This is a genomic window from Neomesorhizobium albiziae (assembly GCF_900114255.1).
GTDB classification, from domain to species: domain Bacteria; phylum Pseudomonadota; class Alphaproteobacteria; order Rhizobiales; family Rhizobiaceae; genus Neomesorhizobium; species Neomesorhizobium albiziae.
In genome coordinates this window covers 132,052-144,092 of the sequence record NZ_FOSL01000007.1, presented here as the reverse complement: position 1 = coordinate 144,092, position 12,041 = coordinate 132,052, and the positions used below count along the sequence as shown (strand labels likewise).

The window sequence follows — 12,041 nt, the reverse complement described above, 5'->3', positions numbered from 1 at the left end:
TTCAATTTGAGAATCTGTTGGGCGCCGCATAGGCCGGAACGCCTTGACTGTGGGAATCGCTCGCAACCGCATCGCCGTTGCCACGCCGGGATGCTAGAACGCGCCCTCGACCGCGAGGGACCGCATGAAAGTGGACGTGGACATGGGCGTGGCTTCCGCCGGAAAGCCAGCCGCGCTCGACCTGGAAGAATTGCTGGCGACGCGCCTTCTGGTGCAGGGGAATTCAGGCTCAGGCAAATCGCACCTGCTGCGCCGCCTGCTCGAGCAGAGCGCGCCGTGGGTGCAGCAGTGCGTCATCGATCCGGAGGGCGATTTCGTCACGCTTGCCGACAAGTTCGGCCATGTCGTGGTCGACGCGCAACGCACCGAGGCCGAACTGACCCGCATTGCCGGGCGTATCCGCCAGCATCGCGTTTCCGTCGTGGTCAATCTCGAGGGCCTCGATGTCGAACAGCAGATGCGCGCCGCCGCCGCCTTCCTCGGCGGCATGTTCGATGCCGAACGCGACCATTGGTACCCCGTGCTGGTGGTGGTCGACGAGGCGCAGTTGTTTGCGCCGGCCGCAGCCGGCGAAGTCTCGGACGAAGCCCGAAAAGTCTCGCTTGGCGCGATGACCAACCTGATGTGCCGCGGCCGCAAGCGCGGATTGGCCGGCGTCATCGCCACGCAGCGGCTGGCCAAGCTCGCCAAGAACGTCGCCGCCGAGGCGTCCAACTTCCTGATGGGCCGCACCTTCCTCGACATCGACATGGCGCGCGCCGCCGACCTGCTCGGCATGGACAGGCGGCAGGCCGAGATGTTTCGCGACCTGGCGCGCGGCCATTTCGTGGCGCTCGGGCCAGCGCTGTCGCGGCGGCCGCTGCCGATCACCATCGGCCCGGTGGAAACCTCGGCCCGCTCGACCAGCCCCAAGCTGACGCCGCTGCCCGACGCGCCCGAAGACGCGCGCGACCTGATCTTCACCCCCGGGCCGGACGAGGCGAGACTGCCGGTGCGCCGCGCCCCGCCGCCGCCAATGCCAACGGCGGACCTCCTGGCGCAGCTTTCAAAGCCGAAACTTGCGCCGGCGCCGCCCGCCGAGCCCGTCTTCGCCATCATCGACGAAGCCGAACGCAACGCCGGCATCGATGCCGTGATGCGCGAGATTCTCGAAGACCCCGATGCCGCCTTCCGTTCGGACGCGGTCCTTTACCAGGATTTCCTGGTGCGCTGCCGCATTCGCCGCGTACCCGGCGAACCGCTGAACCTGCCGGCCTTTCGCCGCCAGTTCGCGGTAGCCCGCGCCGGCGTCGATGCGCGCACCGCCGAGGGCGAGGTCTGGGCCACGGCCCTCAAGTTATCGGAGGATTTGCCGGACGATCTGCAAGGGGTGTTTCTGGTGGTTGCCCAGGCGGCCATCGCCAATGCGCCCTGCCCTTCGGATGCGATGCTGGCGCGCGCCTATGGCAGCCATTCGCCGCGCCGCGCCCGCCGTCTGCTCGCCTATTTCGAGGAACGCGGCCTGCTGGTCGTGCGCACCGATTTCCACAGCCGGCGCATCCTCGCCTTTCCCGATCTCGGCTGCGAAACCGCACCTGGCGATCCCGATGCGCCGGACGAGCAGGCCCGCGACGCGGCGGAGTAGCCGTCCGAGCCGCGATGAGCAGCGGCTCGCTTACTTGGCCAGGCGTTTCCTGATCGGTTCGAATTCCGGCGTCGGCTTGCGTTTCACCGGGTCCGGCTGATTGGCGTCGATGGCTTCCCAGTATTTCCAGTTCACCTTGTCGCTGCCGAGTTCGTAATCCATGCCGTCCCAGCTATCCTCGCGGAAGCTGTAGAAGGCCCAGTGCACCTTTGCCTCGTCGAGCTTGGTCAAGACATCTTCCAGATATTGCCTGCAGCCCAGCAGCCGCCGCATGCAGCCGAACTCCCCCGCCACCATGCGATTTCTGGGAATGCCGGCCTTGTCGGCCCAGTCGAGCGGCAGCTGCAGATAGGTGCCGACCCGGCCGCCATTCCACTCTTCCTGCTGCTCGCCGAACGGCACCATGCCCGGATAGGCATAGGGCTTCTCGCGTTTGAGGTTGGGCGCGCTGGTGGCGGCATAGGGTTCATACATGTGGAAGGCATAGAGCACGCGTTGGTCCGTCAGCGGCCCCGGCCAATAGGCAAACGCGTCGGCGGCGGCATACCAGCCCGCATCGGTCATCACCGGCGTCACCGGATCGACCTCGCGGATTGCCTTGATCACGGCCTCGTAGAAAGCCGGCAGGTCACGCGCCGTGCCTTTGTGCTTGCCGTACCAGGCCTGCATGGCCGATGGCTTCGCATGTTCGGCAAGTCCGCCCTGCTTTTCCGGCGCCGGCTCGTTGACGATGTTGTAGGCCGCGACAGCCGGATGATCCTTCAGCGCGGCCGCAAGATCGCGCCAGAACGCCGCCGACTGATCCCAGTAGGCCTTGTCCTGCCACAGCCGGTCGTCGAACTGGTTGCTGTTGTTCTGCGCCCAGCGCATGCCAGGCAACGACAGTGGCGCGATCACCACCTTCAATCTGGCCTTGTTGGCGCGGTCAAGCGTCGCCTTGAGGGTGGCGAGATCGCCCTCGCTCAGGCCGGCGTATCGGTCCGCGTCGCCGACCAGAAAATCCCGGCCTTGCGGCTTCCACTTGTCGTAGGAAAGCCGCACCCAGGTCGCGCCGTATCCGGCCAGCGCATCGAAATAGGCCTGATCGGGCGGCAGCCGGTTGAAACTGTTGCCGCCTCTCTGCGGCGTATCCCAGAACCGCATGAGGTCGGCGGCGCCCGCACTGGTGGCGAAGCCGAGCAAAAGAAAAAGCAACGCGCCGCGAAGCAGCCGCATGAGGCAACCCTGTAAAGAGAAAACGAACCACGCACCTTCGGTCCCAATGCGGCGGAATTGCGGTTCGGATCGAAGCATGGCGATCCTGCCCGGTGACAAAATCCCCGGCGCTGGTTATGAGGCTGCATGAAGGCAATGAGGCATCTACTTGAGGACAAGCTGTTGCGTGGCGGTTTCGCCGCGCTCGCAGCCTATCTTCTGGTCCTCCAGGTTTTTGTCGGCGGCTTTTCGGCCGGCGCCATGGCGGCGACCGCCGGCAATACCAGCTTTGTCATCTGCGCGCCCTCGGGCGACGTGCCGCCGGGATGGACCGGCTCCGGCAAGCCGGCGAAACAGCACGAAAAGAACCTTTGCCCTTGCGCATCATTGTGCGGCGTCGGCAAGGAAATGGCCTTCGCCCCAGATGTCGATGCCGGCGCGATACCGCTGCCGCGGCCTTCCGCCGAACTGGCCCGTCCCGGCTGGCCTGACGACACGAGACTTCCGCCTTCCTCCGAACAAAGCTGGGACGCCCCGCGCGGTCCGCCGAACAGAATTCTCTGACCGAATCCATCGGCCGGCGCGCGTACCTTGCGTGCGCTGCGATGCAGGCCGACATCCCTCCTTCTGTTTGGAACCACCATGACCGACATCATCATCGGCCGGACCACAACCGTGGCCGGCAACAACAACGCCTCAGATCTCTACCGCGCCGTGTGGCGCTGGCATTTCTATGCCGGGCTTCTTGTCCTGCCCTTCCTGATAACGCTCGCCCTGACCGGCGCGCTCTATCTCTTTCGCGACGAGATCGACGCTGTGGTTCACTCTGACTTGAAACGCGTCGAGGTGGGAACCGCCCTTGCCGCCCCCTCCGCAATGATCGCCGCTGCGACGGCGCAATATCCCGGCGAGGCGATGAAGTTCACGACGCCGGCAACACCCACCGCTTCCGCCGAAATTACCGTCAAACAAGCGAACGGCGAGAAGCTCGCGGTCTACGCAAATCCCTACACCGGCGCGATCCTCGGCTCGCTGCCCGACAAGGGAACGATCATGTATCTGATCCGCGACCTTCACAGCCTCAAGTTCTTCGGCACCATCGGCCGCGGCGCAATCGAAATCGCCGCCGGCTGGGCCATCCTGCTTGTCGGCACCGGCGTCTATCTCTGGTGGCCGCGAAAGGGCCGGGGCGGAGCATTGAGCGTACGGGGAAGGCCGCGGCAGCGTATTTTCTGGCGCGACCTGCACGCGGTGACCGGCATCTTCGTCGGCGGTGTCATCCTGTTTCTGGCCGCCACCGGCATGCCGTGGTCGGTGTTCTGGGGCGACAAGGTGAACGCATGGGCAAACAGTTCCAATTTCGGCTATCCGTCCGGGTTCTGGACCAACATCCCGATGTCGGATGAACACATGAACCACCAGGGTGAAACGAGCTGGTCGACCCAGCACGCCATGGTGCCGAATTCGTCGGGCCACGCGGCTTCCGCCATCGGCATCGACCGCGCGGTTGCGATCTTCGACGGGCTTGAGGTGGCGAACGGCTATGCGGTCGCCATCCCCAACGCGCCCACGGACGTCTACACGGCGTCGGTGTTCCCCGACGACGTCGAAAGGCAGCGTATTGTCCACCTCGACCAATACACCGGCAAGCCGCTGATCGACCTGAGCTACGCCGATTTCGGGGCCGCCGCCAAGGCTCTGGAATGGGGCATCAGTGTGCATCTCGGCCAGCAGTTCGGTCTGGCAAACCAGCTGTTCCTGCTTGCCGCCTGCATGGCGATCATGGCGCTGGCCGTCAGCGCGGCGGTGATGTGGTGGAAGCGCCGCCCTTCCGGCAGCCTTGGCGTTCCGGCGCTGCCCAACGACCGCAGCAAACTGGCGGGCGTCATCGTGATCCTGGCTGTTGGCGGAGTAATCTACCCGCTTGTCGGCGCCTCGCTGGTTGCCATGCTCTGCCTGGACTTGGCAGCGACGCGGATGTGGCGGACAAAGGCAGCCTGAGCCCAGCGAAGCCATGCTGAACATGAAAAGCAAGGTTGGTGTGGACATCGGCGGCTGATTCTGCTATCAGCCGCCGCAATTCGCGGTGGAAAGCCACTGCGGAGGCATACGGTATTGCCGCTTGCCTCATGGTTTCACAACGGAAAGAACGGTAGGCAGGATCCCACGTGCAGGTACTCGTCCGCGATAACAATGTTGACCAGGCGCTTCGCGCGCTGAAGAAAAAGATGCAGCGCGAAGGCATTTTCCGCGAAATGAAGATGCGCGGACACTATGAGAAGCCTTCCGAGAAGCGTGCACGCGAAAAGGCGGAAGCCGTTCGCCGCGCCCGCAAGCTGGCACGCAAGCGTGCACAGCGCGAAGGTCTCCTGCCAGGCGCCAAGCCTGCTGCGGTAACGGCCCGTCCGGCGCGCTGATACCGCCCCTTTTTGTCCTTTTTTCCGGCGTTAATGCTGAGGTGGGGCGATTAAGAATCGCCGCCACCTTTTTGTTTCACCCGCGTTGCTGACGGACAGGAACGAGAGTTGAGAGGTATGACAGGCATGCGCGACATCACGAACGGCCCGAAGCTCGACTGGCGCCGTGGCGCATTTGCATTTGTCATTCTCGCAGGCTTGCCGCTTGCCGCCTGCCAGAGCGGAGGCCCCGGCGGCGAAATCACCTCCATCGACACGGCGCAGGGATCCGAGGAAAACATTGCGTCGCTGACCTCGGTCATCCAGCGCAATCCAGGTGATCCCGAGGGCTACAATGTCCGCGGTTCGGCCTATGGCCGCGCCGGCAAATACCGCGAAGCACTCAGGGATTTCGACAAGGCGCTTGAGCTGAGGCCGAATTTCTATCAGGCCTACGCCAATCGCGCGCTGATCCATCGCTATCTCGGCGACCAGGCGGCCGCCCTCAACGACTACAACCGCTCGATCCAGCTGAACGCCAGCTACGATGCCGCCTATATCGGCCGCGGCAACCTCTACCGCAAAGCCGGGCGCACCCAGGATGCCTTCAACGATTTCCAGAAGGCGATCCAGCTCGATACGACCGATCCGCGCGCCTATCACAACCGCGGCCTGATCTATCAGCAGCAAGGCCAGCAGGGTTTCGCCATCGAGGATTTTTCGACCGCCATCTCGCTCGCGCCGGATTCGGCCGAACCATACAATGGCCGTGGTCTTTCCTATCTCGCGCAGAACGACGAGGATAACGCCTTCGCCGACTTCAATACGGCGATCAAGCTCGACGGCAGGAACGCCGAAGGCTGGGCCAACCAGGCGTTGATCTACGAGCGGCGCGGCGAAAAGGACAAGGCCGCGAAATCATACGCGCAGGCGGTCCGGCTCGATCCGAACTACAAGCCGGCGGTCGACGGCCTGGCGCGCACACGCGGCGTCTGAAACCCGGCAAATACCGGAACAATTTCAGCCTCCTTGCGCGGGAAATCCTCCCGCTGCACTCCGACGGTTCGACCTCCGACCTGCATTGATGGCTCCGGATTGCGCAAATGTGGCGCAAGCATAAGATGTCGCAGGAACTTTGCCCTTGGCCGCCAGTTATCTGCTGTCGTCATCATTCGGAGATATTGCCATGAAAAATTTCATTCTGGCCGGGCTGGCTCTGTTGCCCGTGCTTGCCACACCTGCCGTCGCCAAGGAAGGCGTTGAACTCGGCGTGCTGGAATGCACCATCGATGGCGGCACCGGCTTCATCATCGGCTCGAAGAAGGATCTGAGCTGCATGTTCAAGCCGACCGAAAAGAGCTTCGCTCCGGAAGCCTATTTCGGCGTGGTCAACAAGTATGGACTGGATATCGGCACCACCGACAAGGCGTTCATGCAGTGGCTGGTGCTGGCGCCTGCGGCCAACATCTACGCACCGGGTGCGCTGTCCGGCGACTATGTCGGCGCCAGCGCCGAGATAACCGCCGCTGTCGGCGGCGGCGCCAATGTGCTGGTTGGCGGATCGAGCAGGAGCTTCACCCTGCAGCCGATCAGCATCCAGTCGCAGACCGGCCTCAACCTGGCGCTCGGCGTGAGCCAGTTCCAATTGCGTTCCGCCGACAACTAGAACAGCAACGCTAAGCGAAGCCGCGCTGCCACAGTGAGAAAAGCCCGGCGTTGGCCGGGCTTTCTTCTTTCCAGTCTGGAGCATTTTGCAGCCAAATGGAATCATTTGGCGTCCGCACAAATGGCAAAACAAATACTTAGAGCGAGTTATCGGTTCTGAAAGAACCGGAACCGCTCTAGAGGCCAAGCCGCGCCTTGATCTCTTCGAGAGACACATGGCCCTTGAACGCGCCGTTGCTCGTTGCCGGTTTCTCGTCTTCGATGGCATGGGCGAAGATCACCGCCGGGTCGGCTTTCAGCTTGTTGTAGTGCCGGTGGAGTTTCGGATAGTCGCGCTGGTCGACCATCTCAGCGCCCATTTCCGCGAGGAACGGCGCCCAGCGCGCCAAGCCCATGAAATAGGCGTCGGCGAGAGTACGCTTGCTGCCGGCAAGCCATTCATTGTCGCCCATCATCTTTTCCAGATCGGCATGCGCCTTGGCGACGTGCTTCTTGCCCATTTTCCGCAGCAGCGCCTGCATCGGCGGGTTTTTCTCGCCGGTCAGATCCATATCGAAGGCTTCGAAGCCTGCAAGGAACGACGACGAGAAATCGGAATGCAGGAAGCCCAGCACCTGGTTCAGGTGATCCTGCTCCCGCGAACCCGGCTCGAAAGTCAGTGACCGGTTGGGGTCGCGGGCCGCGAGGTGCTGGAGGATGGCGGAGCTCTCGCTGAGCGGCGTGCCGCTTGCCGTCAGCAAAGCCGGCACCTTCTGCACAGGGTTCACCTGGGTGAAGATTTCGCCTCGCGCGTCGAAAGGCAGGTTGAGTCGCGTCAGCCGGTAGGGCTGGCCGAGCCACTCCAGGGCGACGATCGATCCGAACGAACTGGCGGCGTGATTTCCGTAGAAGAGAACCGGTTCCATGATGTGCTCCAATGTTGGACGTGTTGACCACCATCAGATGTCATCTTGGACGTTGCGTGTGTAGGAGGCTGAACATATACATAACGTCCACAAATCGGAACGATGATGCTGAACCTGAATGACCTCTATTATTTCGTGCAGATGGTCGAGCATGGAGGGCTGGCGGCGGCGGGCCGCGCGCTCGGCATACCGAAATCGACATTGAGCAAGCGTCTGCTGGAATTGGAGAAGGATACCGGCACGCGGCTGATCCAGCGCAATTCGCGCAACTTCGTGATGACCGAGATAGGCGCGGACATTTACCGCCACGCAGCCGCGATGCTGATCGAAGCGGAATCGGTGCAGAATGTGATCTCGGGCCGGCTGGCCGAACCCAATGGAATGGTGCGCATCACCGCGGCCGTGCCGATCGCGCAGCACAAGCTCGCGCCGCTGCTGCCGAGGCTGGCGATCGACTATCCCAAAATCCGCATTGTCGTTCACGCCACCGACCGCTTCGTCGATATCGTGCAGGAAGGCTTCGACATCGCCGTGCGGGCGCACCGCGCCCAGTTGCCCGATTCGGACCTTGTGCAGCGCCACATCGGTTTCGAGCCGAACTGGCTGGTGGCGTCGCCGGACTATCTGAAGCGCGCCGGTTCACCCGCGGATCCTGAAGACCTCTCCGGTCACGACGGAATTGTGATCTCGCCGTCCGAATCCACCTGGTCCCTTGAAAACGGGGACGGAGCACGCGTCGTCGCCGCGCCCTCACCCCGATACTTTGCCGACGAGTCCGAATTGCTGCTGCAGGCGGCCAAAGCTGGCCTGGGCATCGCCTGCGTGCCGAGTGAGTTGTTCAGGCTGCCGATCGAGGCCGGAGAACTGGTGCGCGTATTGCCCGGCTGGACGGCCGGCGGCGTCACCACGACGCTGCTCCAGCCCCATCGTCGCGGCCAACTCCCCTCGGTAAAGGTCGTGGCGGATGCGCTGGTTGCGGGGCTTGCGGAATCCGCGTCGAGGCGCACGGAAGAAGCAGCATCCACCAAGAATTAAGGCCCGGCTTTCGGCCGGGCCCTATCGATTTCCTTGGCTAGTGATCCATCGCCTTGACGATTTCCTCGGTCATCTTCTTGGCGTCGCCAAGCAGCATCATGGTGCCGTCCTTGTAGAACAGCGTGTTGTCGATGCCGGCGTAGCCGGAGCCCAGCGAACGCTTGACGAACAGGCAGGTGCGCGCCTTGTCGACGTCGAGGATCGGCATTCCGTAGATGGGCGAGCTCTTGTCGTCGCGCGCCGACGGGTTGGTGACGTCGTTGGCGCCGATGACATAGGCGACGTCGGCCTGCGCGAATTCCGAGTTGATGTCTTCCAGTTCGAACACCTCGTCGTAGGGCACGTTGGCCTCGGCGAGCAGCACGTTCATGTGGCCGGGCATGCGGCCGGCGACCGGGTGGATGGCGTATTTCACCTCGACGCCCGCGGCCTTCAGCTTGTCGGCCATTTCGCGGACTGCGTGCTGCGCCTGCGCCACCGCCATACCGTAGCCCGGCACGATGATGACCTTCTGCGCGTTCATCATGAGATAGGCTGCGTCGTCAGCCGAGCCCTGCTTGACGGTGCGTTCGATGCCGTCATCGGCCGCCGCCGCGGTTTCGCCGCCGAAGCCGCCGAGGATGACGGAGATGAACGAGCGGTTCATGCCCTTGCACATGATGTAGGACAGGATCGCGCCGGACGAGCCGACCAGGGCGCCGGTGATGATGAGCGCCAGGTTGCCCAGCGTGAAGCCCAGTGCCGCGGCCGCCCATCCCGAATAGGAGTTGAGCATCGACACCACGACCGGCATGTCGGCGCCGCCGATCGGGATGATCAGAAGCACGCCGAGCACCAGCGACACCACCACGATCAGCCAGAAGATTACGGTGCTTTCGCTCGTTACCAGCAGAATGATCAGCACGACCAGCAAGGCGGCAAGCGCGATGTTCAGGGCATGGCGCATCGGCAGCATTATCGGCTTGCCGGACATGCGCCCGTCGAGCTTCAGGAAGGCGATGACCGAACCGGTGAAGGTGATGGCGCCGATGGCCACGCCAAGGCTCATTTCGACCAGCGCCTGGCCGTGGATATCGTTGACCGTGCCGATGCCGAAGCTTTCCGGCGCGTACATGGCAGCCGCGGCCACCATGACGGCGGCAAGGCCGACCAGGCTGTGGAAGGCAGCAACCAGCTGCGGCATCGAGGTCATGGCGATGCGCCGCGCCGTCACCGCGCCAACGCTGCCGCCGATAGCCAGGCCCAGCACGATCAGCGCGAAGCCGCCCCATGACGGCGTGGCAAGCGCCAGCGTCGTCAGGATGGCGATCGCCATGCCGATCATGCCGTAGGTATTGCCCTGGCGGCTGGTCGTCGGATGCGACAGGCCGCGCAACGCCAGGATGAACAGGATGCCCGAAACGAGGTAGAGGAAGGAAGCGAAGTTGGCGTTCACGTCACTTTTCCTTCTTCTTGTACATGGCCAGCATGCGCTGGGTGACGAGGAAGCCGCCGAAGATGTTTACCGACACCAGCACCAGGGCGATGAAGCCGAAGCCGGTGGCGAGGCCCGAAGCCGCGATGCCCACCGCCAGCAGCGCGCCGACCACGATGACCGAAGAGATCGCGTTGGTGACCGCCATCAGCGGCGTGTGCAGCGCCGGCGTCACCGACCAGACGACGTAATAGCCGACGAAGATCGCCAGCACGAAGATGGCGAAGCGGAAGACGAAGGGATCGATCGCCCCGCCCGATACGGCGTGCGCAGCACCCCCCGCAGCGTCGGCGGCGCGCTCTGCCTGGGACAGATCGGCAATCCCGAGGCGGACGGCGGCAACGGCCTTATCGAGCTGGTCGAGTGCCTGGTCGAGTGCGGTCTTTTCCATCACGCATCCCCCTTGGATTTCGGCGCGGCTGGTTTCCCGGCAGTCGGCTCGGGTTTTTCGACATGTTTGTATGGCGCCTTAGCGTCCGATTTCGGCGCGGCCTTTGGCTTCGCGGCCTTTGGCGCTTTTGCCGCCGGCTCGGGCTTCTCGACATGCTTGTAGGGAGCCGACGTTACCGCGGCCGCGGCCGGTGTCGCCGTTGCGGCCGCATTGGCGAAGTTCGCATGCACGACCTTGCCGGCGTCGGTCAGCATCGTCGCCTTGACCAGCTCGTCGTCGCGATTGATCGCAAGCTGCTTCGACGCCTTGTCGACCATGGTTTCCAGAAAGGCGAAGAGGTTTCGCGCATAAAGCAGCGAGGCCGACGCGGCGACGCGGCCGGGCACGTTGAGGTGGCCGACGATCTTCACGCCGTTGGCTGACGTCACCACCTTGCCGGCCACAGCGCCTTCGACATTGCCGCCGCGCTCGACGGCGAGATCGATGATCACCGAGCCGGGTTTCATCGAGGCAACCATCGCTGCCGAAACCAGCCGCGGCGCAGGGCGTCCCGGAATGAGCGCAGTGGTGATGACGATATCCTGCTTGGCGATGTGATCGGCCGTCAGTGCTGCCTGCTTGGCCTGATATTCCTTGGACATTTCCTTGGCATAGCCGCCGGCGGTTTCGGCCGCCTTGAACTCTTCGTCCTCGACGGCGAGGAATTTCGCGCCGAGCGAAGCGACCTGCTCCTTGGCTGCCGGGCGAACGTCGGTGGCCGTCACCACCGCACCCATGCGGCGCGCGGTGGCGATCGCCTGCAGGCCGGCAACGCCGACGCCCATGATGAACACCTTTGCCGCCGGAACCGTGCCGGCGGCCGTCATCATCATCGGCAAGGCGCGGTCATATTCGGCGGCGGCATCGACGACAGCCTGGTAGCCGGCGAGGTTGGCCTGCGAGGAGAGAACGTCCATGACCTGCGCGCGGGTGATGCGCGGCATGAATTCCATGGCGAACGCGGTGACGCCGGCCTTCGCCATTGCCGCGACCGCCACTTCGTTGCCGTAGGGGTCCATGGTGGCGATCACCGCAGCACCGGACTTGTAGCCCTTCAGCTCGTCATCGCCCGGCCGCCGCACCTTGAGCACGACATCGGCCCTGGCCGCATCGCCGGCCTTGCCGATCGTCGCGCCCGCCTTGGCGAACTCTTCGTCGGGAATGCGCGACAGCGTGCCGGCACCAGCCTCGACGATCACGTCCAGGCCAAGCCCGGTCAGCCGCTTCACCGTATCCGGCGAAGCCGCAACGCGCGGCTCGTTCGCATCAACTTCCTTCGGTACGAAGACTATCTGTCCCACCGCGTGGTCCTCTTGTC

At 63.8% G+C, this 12,041-nt stretch carries 12 protein-coding genes; 7 read left to right on the top strand and 5 right to left on the bottom strand.

Going from position 1 to position 12,041, the window contains the following annotated elements:
* Nucleotides 1-124: 124 nt before the first annotated feature.
* On the top strand, nucleotides 125-1,624 hold the full coding sequence (locus F3H98_RS13830; RefSeq protein ID WP_149760732.1) for a helicase HerA domain-containing protein: 1,500 nt from the start codon (nucleotides 125-127) through the stop codon (nucleotides 1,622-1,624).
* Nucleotides 1,625-1,654: 30 nt separating this feature from the next.
* Here F3H98_RS13830 and F3H98_RS13825 read toward each other — a convergent pair whose 3' ends face one another.
* Nucleotides 1,655-2,839 (bottom strand): glycoside hydrolase family 5 protein, encoded by a 1,185-nt coding sequence (locus F3H98_RS13825; RefSeq protein ID WP_149760731.1) that lies wholly within the window; start codon nucleotides 2,837-2,839, stop codon nucleotides 1,655-1,657.
* Nucleotides 2,840-2,965: 126 nt separating this feature from the next.
* Between F3H98_RS13825 and F3H98_RS13820 the strand changes: the two genes are divergently transcribed.
* From F3H98_RS13820 to F3H98_RS13800, 5 genes are all read left to right on the top strand, one after another.
* Nucleotides 2,966-3,382, top strand: coding sequence for a hypothetical protein (locus tag F3H98_RS13820; protein WP_149760730.1), 417 nt, complete (start codon nucleotides 2,966-2,968; stop codon nucleotides 3,380-3,382).
* Nucleotides 3,383-3,460: 78 nt separating this feature from the next.
* Nucleotides 3,461-4,819: a PepSY-associated TM helix domain-containing protein gene (locus F3H98_RS13815; RefSeq protein WP_149760729.1), complete on the top strand. Its 1,359-nt coding sequence runs from the start codon at nucleotides 3,461-3,463 to the stop codon at nucleotides 4,817-4,819.
* 167 nt (nucleotides 4,820-4,986) lie between these two features.
* Nucleotides 4,987-5,235 carry a 30S ribosomal protein S21 gene (gene rpsU, locus F3H98_RS13810; RefSeq protein WP_149760728.1) on the top strand — a complete coding sequence of 83 codons (249 nt, stop codon included), beginning with the start codon at nucleotides 4,987-4,989 and terminating at the stop codon, nucleotides 5,233-5,235.
* A 126-nt stretch (nucleotides 5,236-5,361) separates the two neighbouring features.
* Nucleotides 5,362-6,210, top strand: a complete 849-nt coding sequence (locus F3H98_RS13805) for a tetratricopeptide repeat protein (protein ID WP_149760727.1) — start codon at nucleotides 5,362-5,364, stop codon at nucleotides 6,208-6,210.
* Nucleotides 6,211-6,400: 190 nt separating this feature from the next.
* Nucleotides 6,401-6,880: a DUF992 domain-containing protein gene (locus tag F3H98_RS13800; RefSeq protein ID WP_149760726.1), complete on the top strand. Its 480-nt coding sequence runs from the start codon at nucleotides 6,401-6,403 to the stop codon at nucleotides 6,878-6,880.
* Between the two features lie 175 nt (nucleotides 6,881-7,055).
* Here F3H98_RS13800 and F3H98_RS13795 read toward each other — a convergent pair whose 3' ends face one another.
* Entirely contained in the window at nucleotides 7,056-7,784 is a 729-nt protein-coding gene (locus tag F3H98_RS13795; protein ID WP_149760725.1) for a glutathione S-transferase family protein, read from the bottom strand.
* A gap of 105 nt (nucleotides 7,785-7,889) precedes the next feature.
* On the opposite strand from F3H98_RS13795, the gene F3H98_RS13790 reads away from it, so the two are divergent.
* Complete coding sequence (locus F3H98_RS13790) at nucleotides 7,890-8,819, top strand: LysR substrate-binding domain-containing protein (protein ID WP_149760826.1); 930 nt, start codon at nucleotides 7,890-7,892, stop codon at nucleotides 8,817-8,819.
* Nucleotides 8,820-8,856: 37 nt separating this feature from the next.
* Here the strand turns inward: F3H98_RS13790 and F3H98_RS13785 are convergent, their stop codons facing one another.
* From F3H98_RS13785 to F3H98_RS13775, 3 genes are read right to left on the bottom strand one after another with little or no spacing between them, the layout of a single operon-like run.
* Entirely contained in the window at nucleotides 8,857-10,254 is a 1,398-nt protein-coding gene (locus F3H98_RS13785) for an NAD(P)(+) transhydrogenase (Re/Si-specific) subunit beta (RefSeq protein WP_149760724.1), read from the bottom strand.
* Between the two features lies 1 nt (nucleotide 10,255).
* Nucleotides 10,256-10,684: a proton-translocating transhydrogenase family protein gene (locus tag F3H98_RS13780; protein ID WP_149760723.1), complete on the bottom strand. Its 429-nt coding sequence runs from the start codon at nucleotides 10,682-10,684 to the stop codon at nucleotides 10,256-10,258.
* Nucleotides 10,684-12,024, bottom strand: coding sequence for a Re/Si-specific NAD(P)(+) transhydrogenase subunit alpha (locus F3H98_RS13775; RefSeq protein ID WP_149760722.1), 1,341 nt, complete (start codon nucleotides 12,022-12,024; stop codon nucleotides 10,684-10,686). The genes F3H98_RS13780 and F3H98_RS13775 overlap by 1 nt, the downstream gene beginning before the upstream one ends.
* Nucleotides 12,025-12,041 lie beyond the last annotated feature (17 nt).

What these genes read in the sequence shown, in the direction of transcription:
- F3H98_RS13830 (WP_149760732.1), top strand. Translation starts at nt 125, where the DNA reads ATGAAAGTGGACGTGGACATGGGCGTGGCTTCCGCCGGAAAGCCAGCC.
- F3H98_RS13825 (WP_149760731.1), bottom strand. Translation starts at nt 2,839, where the DNA reads ATGCGGCTGCTTCGCGGCGCGTTGCTTTTTCTTTTGCTCGGCTTCGCC.
- F3H98_RS13820 (WP_149760730.1), top strand. Translation starts at nt 2,966, where the DNA reads ATGAAGGCAATGAGGCATCTACTTGAGGACAAGCTGTTGCGTGGCGGT.
- F3H98_RS13815 (WP_149760729.1), top strand. Translation starts at nt 3,461, where the DNA reads ATGACCGACATCATCATCGGCCGGACCACAACCGTGGCCGGCAACAAC.
- F3H98_RS13805 (WP_149760727.1), top strand. Translation starts at nt 5,362, where the DNA reads ATGCGCGACATCACGAACGGCCCGAAGCTCGACTGGCGCCGTGGCGCA.
- F3H98_RS13800 (WP_149760726.1), top strand. Translation starts at nt 6,401, where the DNA reads ATGAAAAATTTCATTCTGGCCGGGCTGGCTCTGTTGCCCGTGCTTGCC.
- F3H98_RS13795 (WP_149760725.1), bottom strand. Translation starts at nt 7,784, where the DNA reads ATGGAACCGGTTCTCTTCTACGGAAATCACGCCGCCAGTTCGTTCGGA.
- F3H98_RS13790 (WP_149760826.1), top strand. Translation starts at nt 7,890, where the DNA reads ATGCTGAACCTGAATGACCTCTATTATTTCGTGCAGATGGTCGAGCAT.
- F3H98_RS13780 (WP_149760723.1), bottom strand. Translation starts at nt 10,684, where the DNA reads ATGGAAAAGACCGCACTCGACCAGGCACTCGACCAGCTCGATAAGGCC.